Source organism: Mycolicibacterium sarraceniae (assembly GCF_010731875.1).
Lineage (GTDB): Bacteria > Actinomycetota > Actinomycetes > Mycobacteriales > Mycobacteriaceae > Mycobacterium > Mycobacterium sarraceniae.
In genome coordinates this window covers 2299966-2322427 of the sequence record NZ_AP022595.1, presented here as the reverse complement: position 1 = coordinate 2322427, position 22462 = coordinate 2299966, and the positions used below count along the sequence as shown (strand labels likewise).

The following is a 22462-nucleotide window of genomic DNA, read 5'->3' as shown; positions in this document are numbered from 1 at the left end:
GCGAATCGCTTACCCGTGTCGGTTGATTGTGTAATCCATCAGTGAAGCCAGCGCCCTACGGCCCGGGCCGTCGGGCAACCCGGCCAGTTCCTCACCGGCCTGTTCGGCGTACCGCTGGACGGTGGCCTTGGCTTTGGCGAGGCCATCGCCGGACCGCAGCAGCGCCAGCGCCTCGGCCAGGGCATCGTCGTTGTCGATCGGCCCCTTGACCAGTTCACGCAGCCGGTCGACGTCGGGGCCGGTTCCCTGCAGCGCATAGAGCACCGGCAGGGTGTGCACGCCTTCCCGCAGGTCGGTGCCCGGCAGCTTGCCCGACTCGTCGGGGTCGCTGTCGATGTCGATGATGTCGTCGGAGATCTGGAATGCGGTGCCCACGATCCCGCCGAGCCGGCTCAGCCGCTCGACCTGATCCTCGGTGGCGCCGGAGAACGTGGCACCAAAGCGGCCCGACGCCGCGATCAGACAGGCGGTCTTCTCGTAGACCACCTTCAGGTAGTGCTCGACCGGATCCACGCCCCCGGTGTTGCCCTTCGTCTCCCGCATCTGGCCCGTGACCAGCTCGGCGAACGTCTCGGCGATGATACGCACCGCGTCCGGCCCGAGCCGGCTCACCAACCGCGACGCCGTCGCGAACAGGTAGTCACCGGCCAGGATCGCGATGTTGTTGCCCCAGCGGGCGTTGGCGCTGGGTGCCCCACGACGCATCTGCGCCTCGTCCATCACGTCGTCGTGATAGAGCGTAGCCAAGTGGACCAGCTCGATCACCGCACCGGCCACCGTGACCTGCCAGGCGTCCGGATCGGGGCCCAGCTGCGCGGACAGCACGGTGAACAGCGGTCGGAACCGCTTGCCACCCGCCTCGAAGAGATGCACGACGGCTTCAGTCATCAGCTCGTCGCCACCGCGTAGTTCGGTGCTCATCAGCTCTTCGATGCGGGCTACCCCGTCGCGGACGCTCTGCGCGAACGCGGGGTCACCGAAGTCGACCCCTGCTACCACCGTCGCCGGAGTACTCACCCTGCCAACATACTGGGGGCATGGACTTGCGGTCTGATGTGGTCGTCGTCGGGGCTGGACCAGCTGGTTCGGCGGCGGCTGCGTGGGCCGCCCGGCACGGCCATGACGTGCTCGTCATCGACGCCGCCGAATTTCCCCGGGACAAGCCCTGCGGGGACGGGCTGACTCCGCGCGCGGTGCTGGAGCTGCAGCGCCTCGGACTCGGTGACTGGCTCGACGGCCATATCCGACACCACGGGCTGCGGCTGTCCGGGTTCGGTGCCGAGGTCGAGGTGCCGTGGCCCGGCCCGTCGTTCCCTTCTGGCGGCTCGGCCGTACCGCGCACCGAACTCGACGACAGGATCCGCAAGGTCGCAGAAAATGCCGGGGCATTGATGCTGCTGGGCGTGAAAGCCGTTGATGTATCGGTTGATTCGCGCGGCGCCGTGGATGCGGTCGTGTTGGCCGACGGGTCACGGGTGGCCTGCCAATGGCTGATCGTGGCCGACGGCGCCCGCTCCCCCTTCGGCAGGGTGCTGGGCCGGCAGTGGCATCAGGAGACGGTGTACGGCGTGGCGGTACGCGGATATCTGGCCTCGCCGCGGGCCTCGGAGCCGTGGATCTCCTCGGATCTGGAGCTACGCTCGCCCGCCGGCGGTGCCGGCAATCGAGCCGGAGCCGGGCAGGTGTTGCCCGGTTACGGCTGGATCTTCCCGCTGGGCAACGGCGAGGTGAACATTGGCGTCGGTGCCCTGGCCACCGCCAAACGGCCCGCCGATGTGGCGTTGCGGCCGCTGATCAAGCACTACACCGACCTGAAGCGGGACTCATGGGGGTTCGAGGGTGCGCCGCGCGCGGTGTCGTCGGCGCTGTTGCCGATGGGCGGGGCGGTCTCCGGAGTGGCCGGACCGAACTGGGTGCTCATCGGTGACGCCGCCGCATGCGTGAACCCGCTCAACGGCGAGGGCATCGACTACGGACTCGAGACCGGACGGCTGGCCGCCGAGATGATCGGCTCCGGCGATCTGTCGCTTGCGTGGCCTGCGATGTTGCGAGCGCGCTATGGGCTGGGCTTCTCGGTGGCTCGCCGGCTGGGGCTGTTGCTGACGCTGCCGTGGTTCCTGCCGTTGACCGGGCCTGTCGCGATGCGCTCGAAGGCGATGATGGGCGTCGCCGTGCGGGTGATGGGCAACTTGGTGACCGACGACGACGCGGACCTGGTGGCACGGGCGTGGCGGGTGGCGGGGCGCGGGTCGCGGGTCGTGGACCGGCGCAAGCCGTTCACCTGAGGGCTGTCGCGTCGCGTGGGCGCGAGCCTGCCGCTTCCCAGAAATGGCAAATTTGACAAAACTTCGTCAAATCTGGCCTCGGCCGTCATAAGCTCCGCCGCATGACGGATTACGACGCGATCATCGTGGGGGCTGGGCACAACGGGCTGACCGCGGCGGTGGTGCTGCAACGAGCGGGCTTGCGCACGCTGTGCCTGGAGGCCAACACCTACAGCGGTGGCATGTCGGCCACCGTCGAGCTGATCGACGGGTTCAAGTACGAGATCGCCGGATCCGTGCGCTTCCCGACCGCGCAGAAGATCAACAGCGAGCTGGGCTTGGACACCCTGCCGACGATCGAGTCGGAGATCATGTCGGTCAACCTCGGGGAAAACGGCGAGGAAGCGATGATCTTCCACAGCGACCCGATGGCGATGATGACCCATCTCAACGAGAAGCACGGCATGGACGCCGTGATGGCCATGGCCAACCTGTATGCGTGGAGCACCGGGCCCGGCAAGGCACTCGGCCGTTTCGACGCATTGGCGCTGCCGAAGACCATCGACGAGATGTATGCCTGTGCCGCAGATGAAAGCGAGCGCCGCGCCATCCACGAGATGCTGTTCGGCTCGGCGATGGACGTCGTCGACCGGTTTCTCCCCGACAAGGAAAAACACTCCGTGATTCGCGGCATGCTGGCCTTCCTGGCGGTGAACTCCACCTACCGCGGGCCCTACACCCCCGGCAGCGCAACATGTTTGGCGTTCGCGATGGCCATGCCCCCGGAGGGCGGCCAGATGACCACTAAACTCAAGGGCGGTATCGGAGTCCTGGCCGAGCATCTGCGCGATCTGTTCACCGAGGCAGCCGGCGAGATGCGCTATCGCACCAAGGTCGAGCAGATTCTGGTGGCGGACTCCCGTGTCACCGGGGTGCGCCTCAAGGACGGCGAGGTGATCACCGCGCCGGTCGTGGTGTCCAACCTGGCGCCGGAGACCACGCTGCTGGATCTCGTTGGCGTCGAACATCTTCCGTCGTCGCTGGTGACCCGCCTCGCCGGTCGCGACCACCGAGCGTCGTTCATGCAGATTCACTTCGCCCTCGACGGGCTACCGCAGTATGCCGCGCCGTACGACTTCCTCAACGAACCCGGTATGCAGATGTCGGTCGGCATGTTCGGCTCACCCGAAGAGCAACAGCGCCAATGGGAGAAGGCCCGCGGTGGCGAGGTACCGGACAACCCGGCCATGTCGATCCAGATGCCGACGGTCGGCGATCCCGAGATGGCGCCGGAGGGTAAGCACGCGGCGAGTGTGTACGCCTATGGATTCCCGATCGAGGCGCCCCGCGATCAGCACGGACAGCTGAAAACCGAGATGGCACAACGGGTTGTCGACAAGATCACCCGCTACGCCCCGAACTTCAAGGACATCCTGATCCGCGATATCACTTTCGCGCCGTATCACATGAACACCATGTTCGCCGCGCCCAACGGTGACTTCTGCCACGGCCTGCTGCAGCCCGAGTTGATGGGTGTGAACCGGCCGGGGCCCAAGGGTTTCATCGACGAGCCGATCCCGATCGAGGGCCTCTATCTCGGCGGTGCGGGCTGCCACGGCGGACCGGGCATTACGTTCGTCCCGGGCTACAACGCCGGGTATCAGGTGCTGGCCGACGTCGGCCGCTAGCGATTTCGGCGCGTTCCCGTGCGCACAGCGCTCGTCAGCGCGCCGACTTCGGCAGTACTAGGCCTTGACCGCCGCGTGCAGCGCGACGATCCCACCAGTGAGGTTGCGCCAGCGCACATCTGACCAGCCAGCATCGCGGATCTGGGCAGCCAGCGCCGCCTGGTCGGGCCAGGCCCGAATGGACTCGGCCAGATACACGTAGGCCTCCGGATTACTGGACACCGCGCGGGCCACCCGCGGCAGCGCCTGCATCAGGTACTCCTTGTAGACAGTCGAGAACACCGGCACCACCGGGGTGGAGAACTCGCACACCACCAGCCGCCCACCCGACTTGGTGACACGGGCCATCTCGCGCAGCCCGGCGGAGTGGTCGACGACATTGCGCAGGCCGAGGCTGATCGTCACCGCGTCGAACACCTCGTCGGCGAACGGTAGCTTCGTCGCGTCGCCGGCGACCTTGGGCACCGGCCGCGCGGCACCGGCCTGCAGCATGCCGACTGAGAAGTCGGCGGCCACACACCACGCGCCCGATTTGGCCAACTCGACCGTCGACACCGCCGTGCCCGCCGCCAGGTCCAGCACCCGATCGCCGGGCCCGATCCCCAGCGCCGCGCGGGTCGCCCGCCGCCAGGAGCGGTCCTGCCCCAGCGAGAGCACCGTGTTGGTGATGTCGTAGCGGCGCGCAACGGCGTCGAACATCGACGCCACTTCGCGGGGATCTTTGTCCAGCGTCGCGCGGCTCACGGTGCCGACGCTACCCGAGTGGGAATCGTGGGACAGCTCACGCGTTGGACAAAGCGATGAGTGAAAAAGTTTGGTTCATCACTGGCACATCGCGTGGGTTCGGCCGGGAATGGGCGATCGGCGCCCGCCACATCATCCAGGTGTCGTCGATCGGCGGTATCACCGTTCGGCATTCACGTGACGCTGATCGAGCCGGGTGGCTTCGACACCGATTGGTCCGGTCCGTCCTCGAAGGTGAAGGAGCCGATCCTCGTGCCCAGCGGGCACCAGCCGGCATGGAACGGTTTCTCAGGAACAATTAAGGGTTGAGTACGGCGAGCCTCAGGCTGCCCGAGTGCGCCGACGGCGGCGTCCCTCGACTCGCACGGCCTCGTAGTGACCGATTAGCTCGTCGCAAATCGTCGGCCACGTCCGGCCGAGCACGCTGCGGCGCGCGGCCACCGAATAGCGGGCGCGTTCGTCGAGCAGATGATCGACCGACTGTGACAGTCGCGCCTCGAATTCGTCGACCCCCAGCAACAGTCCGGTGCGGTAGGACGCAACGAGGTCGCGCGGGCCGCCGGCGTTGGGTGCGATGACCGGCAGACCGGAGGCCATCGCCTCCTGGACCGCCTGACAGAAGGTTTCGTGCTCACCCGGATGGACGAATACGTCCATGCTCGCGTAGGCGGCGGCCAGCTGCTGTCCGTAGAGGGCGCCGGTGAACACCGCCGACGGCAGCAGCGCCTGCAGCTTGTCGCTATCGACACCGTCACCGACGATGACCAGCTGCAGGTCGTCGCGGCGGGCCAGCACTGCCAGCCGTTCGACATGCTTCTCCGGCGCGAGCCGTCCGACGAACCCAACGATCGGCTTGCCGTCCGGCGACCACCGCTCGCGCAACTCGCCACTGCGCGCCGACGGGGCGAAACCAGTGACGTCGACACCCCGAGCCCACTGATGCACCCGCGGGATGCCATGGGCAGCAAGATCTTCCATCGCTGCGGTGGACGGCGCCAAGGTGCGGTCGACGCGGGAATGCAGGTGCCTGTTCCAGGCCCACGCCGCTCGCGCAGCCGCCCCGACGCCATAACTCTGGGCGAATCCGGCGATATCGGTCTGGTACACGGCCACCGTCGGCACACCGAGGAACCGTGCGGCCTGCACTCCCCCATACCCCAGCAGGGCCGGGGAGGCCAGGTGGACCACATGCGGATCGAAGCCGCGCAGCACGCCCACCATGCGTGGCCGCGGGACACCCAGCGGCAACGACGTCACTTTGGGGAACATCTTGGACGGGACTCGGTGCACCCGGATCCCGTCATGGACACGCTCGGCCGCCGGCTCACCACGCGGGCTGTCCGGGGCAATGACGAGCGCTTCATGACCCGTGCGGCGGAGATGCTCCAGCACCCGCAGCACCGAGTTGGTGACTCCGTTGACGTTGGGCAGGAAGGACTCGGCGACAATCGCAACGCGCACGACTCGAGGGTTGCAGCGATGCCTGTCAACGAGGTTGCGCCCAGGCATACACGACACGAAAAACAAGTGGAACCGGGTAGCGTGCGAGCATGCGGTACTGGTCTGTGGTCGTGGTGGCGTTGGTGATGCTGGTTGCCGGCTGCAGCAAGGACATCGCCGGTGTGGCACAGGTGGATCCGCGCGGACCGGCTACCGCGATCAGCGAGGACGGCTTCGGTATTGACGTCGGCGACCCGAACGCGCGCAGACACATCGAGATCTACACCGAACCGCAGTGCGATCACTGTGCCGATCTGCAGAAGGATTTCGGCGACGAGTTGCGCCGCTATACGAATCTCGGTCAACTCCTCGTCACCTACCGTCCGTTGACATTCCTCGATGACGAACCCGGCGGCTATTCCGACCGGGTGAGCAACGCGTTGTTCCTGGCGGCCGGACCACAGACGTCGGCCAAGGCGTTTCAGGCGTTCGTCCAAGACCTTTGGGGCCATCAGAGCCGAGGGAGCAAAGGACCCACCGCCACCGAGATCGCCGATATGGCCCACGACAGCGGTGTGCCGACGCCGGCGGCCGACGCGATGCGGGCGGGGAAACCCGCCCTGAACCTTGCCGACATGGAAGATACGAATTTCGAGTATCTCTACGAGATCGACCCGATCAACACCGGCACCCCAACGGTATTCGACCTCACCAAGAACAAGACCGTGGACATCTACGACAACAACTGGCTGTCCAAGTTGATGTCGACCTGATCCAGCCGTCGCTCGAGCGACACCAATCCGGCGAGTACCAGCCCGGCGATCAGCCACGCCACCACCGCGGTCGAGCCGGCCGGGATGATCGCCAACGCAGCCGTACGGTGTTGCACCCGAACCAGATCCGGTTCGTTGCGATCGTATTCGACGTAGATGCGCATCCCCTCGGCCAGCTCCGAGGGATAAAGCACCCCGAGCTCAGGACGGTAGGTGATGCGGTCGGGGGTGACGAACTCGATCGTCGAACGGCGCGGGCCGGCCGAGAGCACCTCGGCCTGAGCCACCCCCATATTTCGTTCGATCTGGCGATCGTTGCGCCACGCGCCGGCCACCAGCAGCAGCGACTGCAACGTGACCAGACCCACCAGGATCCACACCGCACATTTGCTCCAGCGCAACACTCTGCGTCGCGTGGTGTCGACGACGTCGGGATTGCGCCTCGGCAGAGCTGGGTTCAGCAAGGCGGTCAGGCGGGAGATCACAGCGCCGCCCTGATCGCGGCGTGCAGCTGCCGCAGCGAGGACCGGTCGGCCTTGACCTCCAGCACCCGCATGCCCTCGTGCTTTTCGGCCAGCGCGGAACCCAGCTGGTCGACTTCGATCTGACGGGAATCGATGTGGTAGGCGCGGCACAACGCGCCGACATCGACGTCGTGGGGTGTTCCAAAGATCCGTGACGACACGTCGGAGAACCGCGGGTCGCCCTGCTCGAGCAGCTCGAAGATGCCGCCGCCGTTGTCGTTGGACACCACGATCGTCAAGTTCTTCGGCGTTGGCTCGGTGGGGCCGATCAGCAGCCCGGAGCTGTCGTGCACGAATGTCAGGTCACCGATGAGCCCGATGGTCCGGCCCGGGTGCGCCAAGGCCGCGCCGATGATCGTCGACACCGTCCCGTCGATCCCGGCCACTCCGCGGTTGGAACGCACCTTCACTCGCTCGGCGTTGAGCCCGACCAGCGCCACGTCACGCACCGGGTTGGACGCACCGAGCACGAGCTGATCCCCCGGCCGCACCGCGTCGGCGACCGCGGCCGCGACGTGCAGGCCGGTGGTCAGCGGGTGGGCCGCCAGCTGGTGGCGCACCGCGTCGTTCGCGAGCCGGTTGGCCTCCGCACAGTGCTGCAGCCACGCTGGGTCCGGCGCACCGGTGGTTTCGGCCCGGGTCCCGGTGGCCTGCGAGTTACCCGAGACATCCGGCCAGCGGGGCCCGGTGGTCAGGGCGAACACCGGCAGCGACGGATTGGCCAGCAGCGTCGACACCGGCCGGTGCAGCGTAGGCCGGCCCAACATGATCACCTGGCGGGGCCGTAACCGCGCCAGTGCGAGTGGATGCAGGGGGTTGGCGGGGTGCGGCGCGGTCGGCTCGGCGACCGTGGGCAGCGCGGCAAGGTTGGGGTGCACACCGGCGCCGTGCCCGGCGATCACCACGGTGTCGGGTGTGACGTCGATGGTCAGGGGCTGATCGAAGTTCACCGGCGGGTTGTAGGTCCACGGTTTTCCATCCGGGCGACCAGACGGGTAGTCGGTGGCACCCGCGTTGGCATCTGGCACCAGCGGCTCGCGCAGCGGGATGTCGAACTGCACCGGGCCGGCGTTGGCCGTGCGGGCCCCGGTGGCCGCGGCCACCACCCGGGAGGTCGCCGAACGCCACTGCGCGTTCAGTGCCTCGAGCTTGTCGGGCCCGCCTTCGGCCAGGCCCAGGCTGATCGCCGCACGGACCTGAGTGCCGAAATAGCCGAGCTGCTCGAAGGTCTGGTTGGCGCCGGTGCCCAGCAGCTCGTAGGGCCGGTTGGCCGACAGCACGATCAGCGGCACGCGGGCGTAGTTCGCCTCGACGACGGCGGGTCCCAGATTGGCCACCGCGGTGCCCGACGTCATCGCCACACACACCGGGGCGCGGTCGGCGACCGCCAGGCCGATGGCAAGAAAACCCGCGGTGCGTTCGTCGATGCGGACGTGCAGGCGAAGCCGGCCGGCACCGTCGGCGTCGGAGAGCGCGAAGGCCAGCGGGGCGTTACGGGAACCGGGGCACAGAACGACGTCGCGGACGCCGCCGCGAATCAATTCGTCGACGACGACACGTGCCTGGGCCGTCGATGGGTTCACCACTACAGCGTGTCACACGTCGATTTAGACCAGCGTGCCTGCGAAAAAGTCCAGCATGGCGTTGTTCACGGTGTCTGGACGCTCTAGGAATCCGAGGTGACCGGTGTGGCCGATCTGCACATAGCGCCCGTTGGGCAGGGCATCGGCGACCTCGCGGCCCAGCACCGCCGGGGTGAGCACATCGTCGGCGAATCCGATCACCAGCACCTCGGTGGGGATCGACCGGTAGGCGGCCAGCCGGTTGTCCTTCGGATACACCTCGAGCTGTGCGGCCAGGCCCGGGGTGCGTTTGATCGGGAACGCGGTGAACATCTCCATCCAGTCCCCGATGGCCTTCTCGTCATTGATCGTCTTAGGCGAGAAGTTCTCCAGCACACGCACTTTCGCGGCATAAGCGGCTGGCAGCTGGATTTCGGCCTTGGTGAGTTCGACGTCGGCGGCGCGGATCGATTTCCGGATGCGGTCCAGGCGTCCGCGGGTGCCCATCAGCACGGCCTGGCTGACGAGTTCGGGGCGGACCAGCATCAGCTCCTGGGCGATGTAGGCACCCATCGACATCGCCACCACCCGGGCCGGGCCGCCGTCGGCGACCTGCTCGATGAGGGCGGCGGTGTCGGCGACCATCTGCTCAGTGCCGAAGCCGCCGGCGTTCTCGGTGGCCCCGATCCCCCGGTTGTCGAAGGTGATGCAGCGATAGCCTGCCGCCACGAACGGCGGGACCTGGTGAATGTGCCAGGTGCGCCCTGCGCCTCCGGTGCCAGCGATGAACAGGACCGGATCGCCGGAGCCGTTTTCCTCGTAGGCCAGGTTGATCACCTCGGAGAGGCTACGCGCCCCCGTTTGCGCCTGCCTCGCGACCGGGCCGCTTCGATGGCACCGGTCCATAACAGCGACGTCATGGCCTTGAGCTGGGTGGGGTTGGCCATATCCTTGGCCATCAGCGCGGTAGCGCTGGCCTTGGTGGCCGCCGAGGCCTTCGACATATGCCCCGAATCGAACGGCGGCTGCGGGTCGTATTCGATCGACAGCTGAATGACCTTGGCGCGATGCTCACCGCCGATCTGGCCGGCCAGCCACAGCGCGAGGTCGATCGCGATCTGCATGGGAAGCTCCTGTCAGGCAAAGGTTTTGCGGTATTGGTCGGGCGATACTCCGACCCGCCGAATGAAGTTGCGGCGCATGGTTTCCGACGTTCCGAATCCGCAGCGGGCGGCGATGGTGACGACGGTGTCGTCGGTCTCCTCCAGCTGACGGCGCGCGGCTTCGGTGCGCACGCGTTCGACGTAGGCGCCGGGTGCCTCGCCGACCTCGTAGGTGAACACCCGGGTGAAGTGCCGCGGACTCATCGCGGCACGACGAGCCAGATCCGAAATGCTATGGGCTGAACCCGGGTTCGGACTCGATGGCTTCCTGCACATCACCGACGGGCTGCCGTCGTGCCCGCGGCACCCACACGGGTGCGGCGAATTGGGTTTGCCCGCCCGGGCGGCGCAGATGCAGGACGACGTAGCGCGCGACGGTCTGGGCGACCCGCGCGGCTGACCGCGGAAACCGCCGCAGCAGTATTCGGGCTGGCATTCGAGCAGTGGCTGGCCGCCGACGACCACGACCTGGCGTATTTCATGCGCACTGCGATCGCTGAACTCAGGGCATTGACCGCGAGCTGAGCAGCGGGTAGCACTCGCGGACGCGGGTGATCCACCAGTCGCGGCGCTCGACCGGGGCGGCGAGCGTGGCGAGGCGCGCCGGATCGGGCGCCACATCGCCGACGGGCAGGCCGCCATCGACGGGCGCGATATCGGCGACGTCTTCGACGAACAGCCCGCCGGTGCCCAGCCCACACGCATGCCCCAAGCGGGGCAGCGCCGCCGCCGCGGCCAGCCCGGCCCCGATACCGACCGCGGAATCCAGCGCGCTCGACACCACCACCGGAATGTCGATCTCGGCGGCGATGGCCAACATGGCGGCGACCCCACCCAGCGGTGCGACCTTGAGCACCGCAATGTCCGCCGCGCGCGCTCGCACCACCGCCAACGGGTCGGCGGCCTTGCGGATGCTCTCGTCGGCGGCCACCGCGACCGCGACGCGGCGGCGCACCTCGGTCAGTTCGTCCACTGTCTTGCACGGCTGCTCGAGGTATTCGATTGGACCATCGGCAGTTAATGCCGCCGCGGCGGCCACCGCCTGTTCAACCGTCCACCCCCCGTTGGCGTCCACCCGCACCGTCGGGATCAGCGCCCGTACCGCATTCACCCGGGCGACGTCGTCGGCCAGTGTCTGCCCCGGCTCGGCCACCTTCACCTTGGCCGTGCGCGCCCCCGGAAATCGGGCCAGCACCTCGGGCACCTGCTCGGCCGGCACGGCAGGCACCGTTGCATTGATGGGAATCACCGAACGCACGACGGGCGGTCTTGTGCCGTAAGCGGATTCGATGCCCGATGCCAGCCAGTGCGCGGCCTCGGGTGGTTCGTATTCGACGAACGCACCGAACTCACCCCAGCCCGTCGGCCCGTCGATCAGCGCCACTTCGCGAACCATGATGCCGCGGAAGCGCACCCGCATCGGCAGCGCGACCACATGCAGGCGCTCCAGCAGATCGTCCAGCGCTACCACCATCAGATCGCGCGGTCGCGGTTCTCCCAGTACGGGTTGCGCAGGTCGCGCTTGAGCAACTTGCCGGTGGGGTTGCGTGGCAGCACCGGAGTGATCTCGACGCTGCGCGGGCACTTGTAGTGCGCCAGCCGCTCCCGGCACCAGGCGATCAGCTCGGCCTCGGAAGTCTCAGCACCAGTGGACAATTCGACGACCGCCTTGACCGACTCACCCCATTTGTCGTCGGGGACGCCGAACACCGCAGCGTCGAGCACCGCAGGGTGATCGGTCAGCGCCCGCTCGACCTCGACCGAGTAGATGTTCTCGCCGCCGGAGATGATCATGTCCTTGAGGCGGTCTTCGACAAAGATGAAGCCGTCCTCGTCGACGCGGCCGATGTCACCGCTGCGGAACCAGCCGTCCTCGGTGATCGACCCGGCAGTGGCATCCGGCTTGTTGTGATAGCCCTTCATCAGCTGCGGTGTGCGGAACCACAATTCACCCGGCTGGCCGGTCGGCACCTCGGCGAGAGTGTCGATGTCCACCACCCGAACCTCCACCTCACGGGAGGGCTGACCGGCGCTGACCATGCGCTCCGGGCGGGACTCGTCCCGGTGCACCTGCGGGGACAGCTGGGTGATCGCGCCACAGACCTCGGTCAATCCGTACACCTGGATGAAATCGGTATCCGGCCACGCCTTGAGCGCCGACTTCAGCAGCGCCGGCGGCATCGGCGAGGCGCCGTAGACGAACGTGCGCAGGCCACTGAACAGTTTGACCGCATCCTCGCCGGATTCCAGCACCTTGCCCAGCACCGCCGGCACCAGGAAGGTGCGGTTGGCGCCCTGCAGCAGCGCGCCGGCCAGCGAGGCGCCGTCGGCCTCCCGCGTCATGATCGTCGGGATCCCGGCGTGGATGCCGTACTGCACATACGCCGACCCGCCGACATGGAACAGCGGCATCGCCACCATGTTCTTGTCGTCCGGGCCGAACTCGAAGGTGGCCGCGTTGATCGTGTGCGCCAAAATGTTTCGCTGCGACAACACCACACCTTTGGGCCGGCCGGTGGTACCCGAGGAATACATGATCAGGCAGGTGTCCTCTGGGTCGACCTCGGCGGGGCGGCCGGTCGGGGTGGCCGCCGCCAGCAGTGCCTCGTACTGGTCACCGTCGGAACCTTCGGGCGTCACCTCGATAACGTCCTCGACGTCGGTCAGCTTGTCGCGGATCTTGTCGATGGCCCCGATCAGTTCGGTGCCGACGAACAGCAGTTTGGCGCCCGAGTCGTTGAGGACGTAGTCCATCTCGTCGGCGGCCAGCCGGAAGTTGATGACCGCGGTGGCCGCGCCGATCGAGGCCGCGGCCAGTTGAAGCTCCACACAGGCCGGGTGGTTCTTGTCCAGGAATGCCACCACGTCACCGCGCCCGACACCGCGGGCCGCCAGGGCACCGGCCAGCCTGCGGATCCGCTCGTCCCACTGCGCCCAGGTCCAGCGGCGGCCGAGGTAGCTGACCGCTTCACCGTCGGGCTTGTGTTGCGCCCAATAGGCCGGCCGGTCGTCGAGAAAGCGCGGTTGCGGTGCTTGCATACCGGCCAGAGTGCCACGTCAGGCCGAGGACGAGCCAGCTTTCGGCCGGAGCAGCACCCAGGCGACCACGATTGCGACAGCGGGCACGACTGCCATGATCAGGCTCAGATCGTGGATGGCGGTCAGCCAGCTCTGCGTCGCCTCCGACACCACCCAGCGGGCTTTCTCCGGGTCCAAGACCTCGGCACCGGCCGCCGGACCGGGCACACCCCCGTGCGCGACCCGCAACGCGTCGCGAGCCTGGTCCTCGGTGATCCCCGACCCCTCCAGCTTGTGCCGGCCGTCGCGCAGGAACAGCGTAGTACCGACCAGCGCGAACAGCGCCGGCCCCAGCGAGTAACTGGCCTGTCCGACAGCAGGTTTCACCGCCGAGATGACGCCACCCAGCTCCGCCGGCGCACTGGACATCATGATTGTGGATTGCGGGGTCTGCACCACCGCACCACCAATCGCGTTCAGCGCCACCGCAACACCGAGGACCCAGACCGGGGTGCGGGCGTCGAGCACGACGAGCATCACCATCCCCACCAGCAGGATAGCCAGCCCCGCGATCACCACCCCACGCTCGCCGAACCGCCCCACTGCGCGGCCCGCCACCATGGCCGCCAGCGAGGCCACCAGCACCGCCGGGATAAGCAGCAGCCCCAGCAGCTCGGGTGACTCACCGCGGATTGTGACCAGGTAATAGGCGAACAGGATGGTGGCCCCGCCCTGCAGGAAGTTGAACGTCGCACCGGCGATCACCGCGGCGTTGAACCGGCCGGATCCAAAGATGCGCATGTCCAACGCCGGCTGGTCGGTACGCCACTCCCAGAACACGAACAGCACCGCCAGCACGATCCCGACCAAGATCTGCACCAGCGCGCTGACGTGGAAACCGCCCTGCAGCTGAGTAAGCCCCAGGATCAACAGGATCAGCCCGACCGCGATCAACACGATCCCGACCACATCGAGCTTGCGCTGCCAGCGCAGCGTCTCCGGCACGTAGCGAATGGTCAGCACCAGGGTGAGCGCGGCGAGCACGGGGGTCACCAGAAAGCAGGCGCGCCAACCGAAATGAGTCGCCAACCAGCTTCCGACCGCAGGCTGAAACACACTGAGCGCGTGGCCGACGCCGAGGTACATGGCGATAGCGGCGGCTCGGCGCCCCGCCGGGAACACCGCGTTGATGATCGCCAGCGACAACCCCAGAACGAAGGCGAAGGCAATGCCGACGCCGGCCCGGGCGAACGTCAGCACCGCCACGTTGGGTGCCACCGCCGCCAGCACGCCGAACCCGATCGAGCCGTAACACCCGATCCCGAACATCCGCTTCATGCCGTACAGGTCGCCGAGCGCGCCCGCGCCGAGCACCGCCGCGGCCAGCGTGAGGGTGGCCAAGCAGGCGAGGAAACTGGCGGTACTGGGGCTGAAACCCAGACCGTGGCGCACCTCGGCGAGGTTGGCCGACAGGATCGTCGGGTCCGCGGCGGTGATGCTGTAGCCCAGCCCCATGGCCACGATGGTCATGGTCGCGGCGAGGCCGCTGACCTGCTGCTGCTCCGACATGGCCAGATGCTAGCCGCGGCGCAAACGGACATGTCCGCGAATCATCAAGTTGGGTTCGTCGTACCGGATGGGTGCACGCCATTCGGCGTCCGGGTCGAGCACCTCAGCCGGTCACGGAGCCGCGTGTTCACGTCACTCACCGAGCCGCCCTTCCTTCCTAACTGGAACACGTTCTAGTGTGGACGCCATGAGTGACGAGCTGCTGCGCCATCCCCTGCATTCTGGCCACCTCACAGTCGGCGCGCTGAAGCGCCACAAGAACAAGCCGGTGCTGTTCCTGGGTGACACCACGCTGACCGGTGGCGAGCTCGCCGACCGCATCAGCCAGTACATTCAGGCCTTCGAAGCGCTCGGCGCGGGATCCGGTGCGACGGCGGGGCTGCTGTCGCTGAACCGGCCCGAGGTGCTGATGATCATCGGCGCCGGCCAGACCCAGGGCTACCGCCGCGTGGCACTACACCCTCTCGGCTCACTCGATGATCATGCATACGTGCTCAACGACGCCGGCGTGACGACGCTGATCATCGACCCCACCCCGGCCTTCATCGAGCGGGCCCAGGGTCTGCTGGAGAAGGTGCCCGGCCTCAGGCAGGTGCTGACACTCGGCCCGGCGCCGGAGGCACTGGGCGATTCGGCGGTGGACCTGATCGCCGAGGCCGCCAAGTACGCGCCGCAGCCGTTGGTGGCGGCCAACCTTGCCCCCGATCACGTCGGCGGCATGGCCTACACCGGCGGCACCACCGGCAAGCCCAAGGGCGTGCTGGGCACCGCGCAGTCGATCACCTCGATGACGAGCATCCAGCTCGCCGAGTGGGAGTGGCCAGAGAACCCGCGATTCCTGATGTGCACCCCGCTGTCGCACGCCGGGGCGGCCTTCTTCGTGCCGACCGTGGTCAAGGGCGGCGAACTGGTGGTGCTGACCAAGTTCGATCCGGCCGATGTGCTGCGGGTGATCGAGGAGCAGAAGATCACCGCGACGATGCTGGTGCCGTCGATGATCTACGCGCTGATGGATCATCCCGATTCGCAGACCCGCGACCTGTCGTCGCTGGAGACCGTCTACTACGGTGCCTCGGCGATGAACCCCGTGCGGCTGGCCGAGGCGATCCGACGCTTCGGCCCGATTTTCGCCCAGTACTACGGGCAGTCCGAGGCGCCGATGGCGATCTCGTACCTGTCCAAGAAGGATCACGACGAGAAGCGGCTGACCTCGTGCGGGCGGCCCACCCTCCTCGCCAGGACCGCGCTGCTGGACGCCGACGGCAACGAGGTGGCCCAGGGCGAGGTCGGCGAAATCTGTGTCTCGGGGCCGCTGTTGAGCGGCGGCTACTGGAACTTGCCGGAGGAGACGGCCAAGACGTTCAAGGACGGCTGGCTGCACACCGGTGATATGGCGCGCGAGGACGAGGACGGCTTCTGGTTCATCGTCGACCGGGTGAAGGACATGATCGTCACCGGCGGGTTCAACGTGTTCCCCCGCGAGGTCGAGGACGTCGTCGCCGAGCATCCTGGTGTGGCGCAGGTGTGTGTGATCGGGACACCGGACGAGAAGTGGGGCGAGGCCGTCACCGCCGTGGTCGTGCTGCGACCCGACCATCCCAGCGACGACGAGTCGGTGGCCAAGCTGACCGCCGAGATTCAGGCAGCAGTTAAGGACCGCAAGGGTTCGGTGCAGTCCCCCAAGCAGGTGATCATCGTCGACTCGGTGCCGGTGACCGCGCTGGGCAAGCCCGACAAGAAGGCCGTGCGGGCGCAGTTCTGGGAAGGCTCAGCGCGCGCCATCGGGTAACGCACCCGCCGCGCCTCTCGATCGCGCCTTGTGCCGATACATATCAATGTCGGCCTCGCGGATCAGTGCGGCGGCGTCCCCGGTTCGGCTACACGCCCACCCCACCGACGCGGTGAGTGTCACCTCGCCGCCGTCGACGGGGTATGTGCCGTTCAGAACGGCCCGCACGTTGTAGGCCACCCGCTGCACCGCAGACTCAGTGACGTCGTCGACCAGCAGGACGACGAACTCGTCGCCGCCGAAGCGGTAGACCGAGTGGGGCGTGACCGCCGCTCTGAGTCGGCGCGCCGCGGCTTCCAGCACAGCATCGCCCGCGACGTGGCCATGGGCGTCGTTCACCTGCTTGAAGCCATCGAGGTCGATGAACACGGCACCCACCCACGCGCCGGTGCGGGTCGTGCGGTATTCGGTGATTCGGCCGACCAGCGAGTGCCGGTTGTACAGCCCGGTGAGCGGGTCGGTCTCCGCGAGCCGGGCAAGACAAGCCTCAGCATTTCGGCGGGCGGTGACGTCCCGGAATTGCGCCACCACGATGTCGGTGCCGCTGTGCGCCGCGGGCACCAGCACGGCGATGCGCTGCACCCAGATCGTGGCACCGTCGCGCCGGACGTAGCGCATCTCGGTGGAGACCTTTGGCACCGAACCACCGAGCAACTCGCACCAATCTCGTTCGGCCACAGCGAGATCGTCCGGGTGCACGCCGTCGCGACAACTGAGCACGACCTCGTCGTGCGGTCGGTGACCCACCAGCTGACGCAGTGCCGGGTTGGCGTACAGGGCCTGCCCGGCTGGGGTGAACACCGCCTCCCCGAACGGCGCATTGTCCATACTGATCTGGAACAACCGCTGCGCGTCGTCGCGGGCTCGCTCGGCCTCGACCCTCTCGGTCACGTCGGCCACTTGCACGTAGAGGCCGCGCACCTGCCCGTCGACCAGGTCGGGTAGATAGGCCGCCTGCACATGGCGGGTGACGCCGTTGTGATCGGTCAAGGTCTTCTCGAAGACCTGATCCTGGCCCGCCATCGCCGCGTACACATACGGCAGGCTTGCTTCACCGAGCTCGCCGACCAGCAACTCAGTGATGTGCATGCCGGCAATCTCGGCCGGAGTTTTGCCGAAGAACTGCCTGTGGGCCTCATTGGCGACAACGTTGCGGAGGTCGCCGTCCCAGTACGCCACCATCGCCGGCAGTCGGTCGATGAGTTGCCGGAGCCGATAAGCACCGTCGGGCGCGCCTGTGTCCGACATCAACTCCCTTCCCGGGCTGCAACTGCGGGCAGCCCTTGACTGCCAGCAATACTTCCGGATAAGCAAGTTTACGGTCGACCCTACGGGAGCGCAGAGCTGCCATCGCGTGCCCTCGGCAAGCCCCGACGCACATACTCGAGTGATGTTGTCCCGGGTGATCTTGCTCGAGTACCTCAAAGAGCGCGACCTCATGTAGTGGCTGCCGCCCGGTGGCCTGGACAACGACGTGTCGGCCGATACCTGGGTGATCATCGCCGAGCTAGAAGACGCTGACGCCCGGCCGGTACTCGACCTCTTGGGCGACAACGACATTGGTGCCTACTAGGCCAAGCCGAGCGGTCGCAGGGGTGCCGCCGCGTCGGGTAAGCAGCTCTACGTGGATCGCGAGCAGTACAACAAGGCCGTCGATGTGCTGATGCTGTTGCTGCGTACCAAGGACCAGCCGGCGATCCCACGGTCGGAACGGATCGCTGCGAGGGTCCCTCAACGCGATCGCCACCGCACGGGGAACGGTCGGCATCTTGACCTTGTCGCAGACTAGACCGGTGCAAGGATGGGGCAATGCCTCTTCGCGCGGTCCTGTTCGACTTCTCCGGCACCCTGTTTCGCCTCGAGGAGGACGACAGCTGGTTCGACGGGATGGAAGTGATCGACGACGACGGCCGCCACGCCGTGGACGCGCACGTCCAGGCCGAGCTGATGGAACGCCTCACCCACCCCACCGGGGGTTCGGTGACCAGAACCGAGGAGGCCCACCGAGCCTGGGTCAACCGCGACCTAGCCCCGGTCCTGCACCGTGAGGCCTACCTGCACGCGTTGCGCGACGCCGGCCTGCCCGACCACCACGCCAACGAGCTGTATCGACAGGCGATCGATCCGGCGTCCTGGGTGCCGTACCCGGACACCGTCGAGGTGTTGCGGTCGCTGAAAGCGAACAGCGTACCCACTGCCATCGTCTCCAATATCGCGTTCGACATTCGACCGGCGTTCCGCGCCGCCGGTGCCGACGCCGACGAGTTCGTCCTGTCCTTCGAAGTCGGTGTGGTCAAACCTAATCCGGGAATCTTTGAGATCGCACTGCAGCGACTCGGCGTCGCTGCGGACGAGGCGGTGATGGTCGGCGACAGCCGCGAGAACGACGGCGCCGCCGCAAACATCGGCTGCGACTTCATCCTGGTGGACCCGCTGCCGGTGGCCGAACGCCCGACCGGGCTCATCGCGCCACTGCGCGAGCGCGGGATCAGGTGCTGACCGCGCCGACCAATCCGTCCAAGCCGCTCGACAACCGGTCCAGTTCGCTGCGTTGACGCTCCATTCGCGATCCGATACCGGATCGACTTCACCCCGCAGGTGCTCCAAGATCAGTGCCGGGCCGCCAATCGTCGCGCATCACCGGCCAGCCGGGCGTCGAGCTCGGCCCGTCGCTCGGCGAGGATGCACCGGAAATACTGCGCCTGACCACTGTCAGCCTCCGACGCACTCATGTGGTGCGACACATGATTCGAGCGTGAACGGTGTGGCTGTTGTTAAAGGCAAGGTGACCGTTTGGCGGGGCATTCTCGGGTAGGCGTAATTTCGTGGGCATGGCCGACACCGAGCGCATTCGACCGCCCTGGTGGCTCAAGCCGATGAACAAGATCTTCATGACCGCGATGCGCCTCGGTATCCCGGTCGGCGGGACCGAAGGCCCGATGGTGCTGACTGTTCCCGGCCGGATGTCGGGCAAGCCACGGTCCACTCCGATCACCCCGTTCACCGCCGACGAGAAGCGCTATGTCGTCGGCGGATTTCCCGACGCCGACTGGGTGCGCAGTCTTCCGTTTTGACCCCCTAGCAGATGGAGTTCAAAAGCCTTGAGCGATAACCCGTTTGACCCGTCGCAATGGCGCACTATCGACGGCTTCGAGGACCTGACCGATATCACCTACCACCGCCACGTCTCCGACGGAACGGTGCGGGTGGCATTCGACCGGCCCGAGGTGCGCAACGCTTTTCGTCCACACACCGTCGACGAGCTCTACCGCGCTCTCGACCACGCCCGGATGTCGCCCGATGTCGGCGTGGTGTTGCTGACCGGGAACGGCCCATCCCCCAAGGACGGCGGATGGGCCTTCTGCTCGGGCGGCGATCAGCGTATCCGCGGCCGCAGCGGCTACCAGTACGCCGCGGGTGAAACCGCCGAGACCGTCGACCCGGCGCGCGCCGGCCGACTGCACATCCTGGAAGTGCAGCGGCTCATCCGCTTCATGCCCAAGGTCGTCATCTGCGTGGTCAACGGGTGGGCCGCCGGTGGCGGGCACAGCCTGCACGTGGTCTGCGACCTGACTCTGGCCAGCCGCGAGCATGCCCGGTTCAAACAGACCGACGCCGACGTGGGCAGCTTCGACGGCGGATACGGCAGTGCCTATCTGGCCCGCCAGGTCGGGCAGAAGTTCGCCCGCGAGATCTTCTTCTTGGGCCGGCCCTACACCGCCGAACAGATGCACCAGATGGGTGCGGTCAATGAGATCGTCGACCACGCCGAACTGGAAAACGTGGCCGTGCAGTGGGCCAAGGAGATCAACGGCAAATCGCCTCAAGCCCAGCGCATGCTGAAGTTCGCCTTCAACCTGCTCGACGACGGCCTGGTAGGCCAGCAGCTGTTCGCCGGGGAGGCCACCCGGCTGGCGTACATGACCGACGAGGCCGTCGAGGGTCGCGATGCGTTCCTGGAGAAGCGCGACCCCGACTGGAGCCCGTTCCCCCGCTACTTCTAAACGGCTTCGGCGCGCTCACGTGCGCACAGCGCACGAAACCGCGCCCACTTCGCCGACATAGACTCAGCAACCGTGAATCCCCTGCGCCGCAGACTGACCGATGCCATCGCCCTGACCGGGATGCGCCCGCCGCTGAGCCTGCCGACCGGTATCAACATCGACCTGCGCGGCAAGCGCGTGCTGGTGACCGGCGCGTCCTCGGGTATCGGCGCGGCCGGTTCCGAGTTGTTCGCCGCGCAGGGGTGCGATGTGGTCATCGTCGCGCGGCGGGCCGACCTGCTCGGTGAGGTCGTGGACCGCATCACCGCCGCGGGCGGATCAGCGACCGCGATCGCATGCGATCTGGCGGATCTAGACGCCGTCGACGCCCTGGCCAATGACGTCGGCGAGGTCGACATCTTGGTGAACAACGCGGGCCGGTCGATCCGTCGACCCCTGGCCGAATCGCTGGACCGCTGGCATGACGTCGAGCGCACGATGACGCTGAACTACTTCTCGCCGCTGCGGCTCATCCGGGGGCTGGCGCCCGCCATGATCGAGCGCGGCGACGGCCACATCATCAATGTCGCGACCTGGGGTGTATTCAGCGAAGCCTCCCCGCTGTTCGGCGTCTACAACGCATCGAAGTCTGCTCTCAGCGCGGTCAGCCGGGTCATCGAAACCGAATGGTCCGGCCACGGTGTGCATTCCACGACGCTGTACTACCCGCTGGTGGCCACGCCGATGATCGCGCCGACCAAGGCCTACGACGGCCTGGCCGCCCTGGCCCCCGAGGAAGCCGGGCAGTGGATGATCGACGCCGCCCGGCACCGCCCTGTGCGAATCGCGCCCCGTATCGCCGTCACCGCGCGCGCTGGACGTGGTGGCCCCCGGTGTCATCAGCCGAGTGATGAAGCGTCAGCGCCTGCAGCCCAACTGAGGTAAACACAACGACATGGAGATCCTTGCGAGCCGGATGTTGGTCCGGCCAGCGGATTACGCACGCTCGGTGGCCTTCTACCGAGACGCCCTCGGCCTGGCCATCGCCCGTGAATACAGCGGCGGCACGGTGTTCTACGCCGGCCAGACGCTGCTCGAGCTCGCCGGCCACGGCACACCCGAACATCCCGGCGCTCCGTTTCCGGTATCGCTCTGGCTGCAGGTCCGCGATCTCTACGCGACCCAACAGGATTTACACGGCCGCGGCGTGGATATCGCCAGGGCGGCCCGCCGCGAACCGTGGGGCCTGCACGAGATGCACGTCAGCGATCCCGACGGGATGACGCTGATCTTCGTCGAGGTCCCCGAGGATCACCCGCTGCGCCGCGACTCCCGCTGCTAGTGCGTTTCGAGCGGCCAGCCCACCCCGGCCAGCCGACCCGCAACCTGGTGCAGCTCTTCGGGATTGGGCTCCGTGGCGATGACCTCGCGGACCGCGTCACGGATCTGGTCTTCGGTCACCGGTGCGTCGAAATCGGCTACCCGCAGAATTGATTGGGCTGTCTGGACGATCTCATCGTCCGAAAGCGACCTCTTCAGCAGGGCCAGCAGCGGGTAGTAATCCTTGGGCGGAACACCTTCTGGATAACCCTTGTGCAACCAACTGAGCACGTTCTCGAGAAAGGCGCGGGGCTGTTCGGCAGTCATCTCAACCTTACTTAGAGATGCCCGGGAAGAGGTCGATACCGAAGTGGTGGATGATCGTCGTCCTGGTGATCCAGGCGACGGCCGTCAGGATCACCAGCGTGACGAAGAGGAAGAGCGCAATACCCAGGTACTTCAGCGCCGGGTTGCCCTTGTGCACTACGCCATCGGCTTCCTCACCGCCGGCACCGAAGGAGTAGGCCACCATTCCGCTCGCGAAGATCGCCGGCAGGCCAGCACCGAGAACCAGCCCGACCACCAGCACTTTCGCGAGGGCTTCGAAGTAATGCATCTACGTGTC

At 67.1% G+C, this 22462-nt stretch carries 21 protein-coding genes and 4 pseudogenes; 9 read left to right on the top strand and 16 right to left on the bottom strand.

Annotated features, from left to right (window positions below; genetic code table 11):
- Window positions 1-9: 9 nt before the first annotated feature.
- Window positions 10-1017, bottom strand: coding sequence for a nonaprenyl/(2E,6E)-farnesyl/geranylgeranyl diphosphat synthase (gene grcC1 / locus G6N13_RS11635; protein WP_179965121.1), 1008 nt, complete (start codon window positions 1015-1017; stop codon window positions 10-12).
- Window positions 1018-1037: 20 nt separating this feature from the next.
- On the opposite strand from grcC1, the gene menJ reads away from it, so the two are divergent.
- Together menJ and G6N13_RS11625 are read left to right on the top strand one after the other, a co-directional pair.
- Complete coding sequence (gene menJ, locus G6N13_RS11630) at window positions 1038-2285, top strand: menaquinone reductase MenJ (RefSeq protein ID WP_163697179.1); 1248 nt, start codon at window positions 1038-1040, stop codon at window positions 2283-2285.
- A 101-nt stretch (window positions 2286-2386) separates the two neighbouring features.
- Window positions 2387-3952, top strand: coding sequence for a phytoene desaturase family protein (locus G6N13_RS11625; protein ID WP_163697177.1), 1566 nt, complete (start codon window positions 2387-2389; stop codon window positions 3950-3952).
- Between the two features lie 57 nt (window positions 3953-4009).
- Here the strand turns inward: G6N13_RS11625 and G6N13_RS11620 are convergent, their stop codons facing one another.
- A complete protein-coding gene (locus tag G6N13_RS11620; protein WP_179965120.1) occupies window positions 4010-4696 on the bottom strand; it encodes a demethylmenaquinone methyltransferase in 687 nt (228 codons plus the stop codon).
- A 321-nt stretch (window positions 4697-5017) separates the two neighbouring features.
- Complete coding sequence (locus tag G6N13_RS11615; RefSeq protein WP_163697175.1) at window positions 5018-6157, bottom strand: glycosyltransferase family 4 protein; 1140 nt, start codon at window positions 6155-6157, stop codon at window positions 5018-5020.
- Window positions 6158-6246: 89 nt separating this feature from the next.
- On the opposite strand from G6N13_RS11615, the gene G6N13_RS11610 reads away from it, so the two are divergent.
- The gene (locus tag G6N13_RS11610; protein ID WP_163697173.1) at window positions 6247-6909 is read left to right on the top strand and encodes a DsbA family protein; all 663 of its coding nucleotides are present in this window, start codon (window positions 6247-6249) and stop codon (window positions 6907-6909) included.
- Here G6N13_RS11610 and G6N13_RS11605 read toward each other — a convergent pair.
- The 8 genes and pseudogenes from G6N13_RS11605 to G6N13_RS11570 form a co-directional block, all read right to left on the bottom strand.
- A complete protein-coding gene (locus tag G6N13_RS11605; RefSeq protein ID WP_235678062.1) occupies window positions 6870-7391 on the bottom strand; it encodes a DUF3592 domain-containing protein in 522 nt (173 codons plus the stop codon). The genes G6N13_RS11610 and G6N13_RS11605 overlap by 40 nt on opposite strands.
- A complete protein-coding gene (gene menD, locus G6N13_RS11600) occupies window positions 7391-9016 on the bottom strand; it encodes a 2-succinyl-5-enolpyruvyl-6-hydroxy-3-cyclohexene-1-carboxylic-acid synthase (protein WP_163697169.1) in 1626 nt (541 codons plus the stop codon). The genes G6N13_RS11605 and menD overlap by 1 nt, the downstream gene beginning before the upstream one ends.
- A 24-nt stretch (window positions 9017-9040) precedes the next feature.
- The gene (locus G6N13_RS11595; protein WP_163697167.1) at window positions 9041-9832 is read right to left on the bottom strand and encodes an alpha/beta fold hydrolase; all 792 of its coding nucleotides are present in this window, start codon (window positions 9830-9832) and stop codon (window positions 9041-9043) included.
- Window positions 9829-10107, bottom strand: a pseudogene (locus G6N13_RS11590) (DJ-1/PfpI family protein); the annotation flags it as partial. The gene G6N13_RS11595 and the pseudogene G6N13_RS11590, both read right to left, overlap by 4 nt.
- 24 nt (window positions 10108-10131) lie before the next feature.
- Window positions 10132-10552, bottom strand: a pseudogene (locus tag G6N13_RS11585) (helix-turn-helix domain-containing protein); the annotation flags it as partial.
- A gap of 108 nt (window positions 10553-10660) precedes the next feature.
- Complete coding sequence (locus G6N13_RS11580; protein WP_163697165.1) at window positions 10661-11632, bottom strand: o-succinylbenzoate synthase; 972 nt, start codon at window positions 11630-11632, stop codon at window positions 10661-10663.
- Window positions 11632-13197 (bottom strand): long-chain-fatty-acid--CoA ligase, encoded by a 1566-nt coding sequence (locus G6N13_RS11575; RefSeq protein ID WP_163697162.1) that lies wholly within the window; start codon window positions 13195-13197, stop codon window positions 11632-11634. Before G6N13_RS11575 ends, G6N13_RS11580 begins: the two co-directional genes overlap by 1 nt.
- A gap of 18 nt (window positions 13198-13215) precedes the next feature.
- Window positions 13216-14745, bottom strand: coding sequence for an MFS transporter (locus G6N13_RS11570; protein ID WP_163697161.1), 1530 nt, complete (start codon window positions 14743-14745; stop codon window positions 13216-13218).
- Window positions 14746-14932: 187 nt separating this feature from the next.
- Here G6N13_RS11570 and fadD8 point away from each other — a divergent pair, with 187 nt between their 5' ends.
- Window positions 14933-16534, top strand: a complete 1602-nt coding sequence (gene fadD8, locus G6N13_RS11565; protein ID WP_163697159.1) for a fatty-acid--CoA ligase FadD8 — start codon at window positions 14933-14935, stop codon at window positions 16532-16534.
- On the opposite strand, the gene G6N13_RS11560 is transcribed toward fadD8, so the two are convergent.
- Window positions 16514-17782 carry a diguanylate cyclase gene (locus G6N13_RS11560; protein WP_163697157.1) on the bottom strand — a complete coding sequence of 423 codons (1269 nt, stop codon included), beginning with the start codon at window positions 17780-17782 and terminating at the stop codon, window positions 16514-16516. The genes fadD8 and G6N13_RS11560 overlap by 21 nt on opposite strands.
- Window positions 17783-18041: 259 nt before the next feature.
- Window positions 18042-18302: a hypothetical protein gene (locus G6N13_RS11555; protein WP_163697154.1), complete on the bottom strand. Its 261-nt coding sequence runs from the start codon at window positions 18300-18302 to the stop codon at window positions 18042-18044.
- Between the two features lie 41 nt (window positions 18303-18343).
- Between G6N13_RS11555 and G6N13_RS11550 the strand changes: the two genes are divergently transcribed.
- Window positions 18344-19033 carry an HAD family hydrolase gene (locus G6N13_RS11550; protein ID WP_163697152.1) on the top strand — a complete coding sequence of 230 codons (690 nt, stop codon included), beginning with the start codon at window positions 18344-18346 and terminating at the stop codon, window positions 19031-19033.
- Between the two features lie 110 nt (window positions 19034-19143).
- On the opposite strand, the gene G6N13_RS25680 is transcribed toward G6N13_RS11550, so the two are convergent.
- Window positions 19144-19266: a hypothetical protein gene (locus G6N13_RS25680; protein ID WP_268949116.1), complete on the bottom strand. Its 123-nt coding sequence runs from the start codon at window positions 19264-19266 to the stop codon at window positions 19144-19146.
- Between the two features lie 99 nt (window positions 19267-19365).
- Between G6N13_RS25680 and G6N13_RS11545 the strand changes: the two are divergent.
- The 4 genes and pseudogenes from G6N13_RS11545 to G6N13_RS11530 form a co-directional block, all read left to right on the top strand.
- Window positions 19366-19599, top strand: a pseudogene (locus tag G6N13_RS11545) (deazaflavin-dependent nitroreductase); the annotation flags it as partial.
- A gap of 36 nt (window positions 19600-19635) precedes the next feature.
- The gene (locus G6N13_RS11540) at window positions 19636-20538 is read left to right on the top strand and encodes a 1,4-dihydroxy-2-naphthoyl-CoA synthase (protein ID WP_163697150.1); all 903 of its coding nucleotides are present in this window, start codon (window positions 19636-19638) and stop codon (window positions 20536-20538) included.
- 120 nt (window positions 20539-20658) lie between these two features.
- Window positions 20659-21457: pseudogene (locus G6N13_RS11535) on the top strand (SDR family oxidoreductase).
- Between the two features lie 15 nt (window positions 21458-21472).
- Window positions 21473-21859 carry a VOC family protein gene (locus tag G6N13_RS11530; RefSeq protein ID WP_163697148.1) on the top strand — a complete coding sequence of 129 codons (387 nt, stop codon included), beginning with the start codon at window positions 21473-21475 and terminating at the stop codon, window positions 21857-21859.
- Here G6N13_RS11530 and G6N13_RS11525 read toward each other — a convergent pair.
- Window positions 21856-22164 carry a DUF3349 domain-containing protein gene (locus tag G6N13_RS11525; protein ID WP_163697145.1) on the bottom strand — a complete coding sequence of 103 codons (309 nt, stop codon included), beginning with the start codon at window positions 22162-22164 and terminating at the stop codon, window positions 21856-21858. The two genes, G6N13_RS11530 and G6N13_RS11525, sit on opposite strands and share 4 nt — an antisense overlap.
- Window positions 22165-22171: 7 nt before the next feature.
- Window positions 22172-22453 (bottom strand): hypothetical protein, encoded by a 282-nt coding sequence (locus tag G6N13_RS11520; protein ID WP_163697143.1) that lies wholly within the window; start codon window positions 22451-22453, stop codon window positions 22172-22174.
- Window positions 22454-22462: the final 9 nt, after the last annotated feature.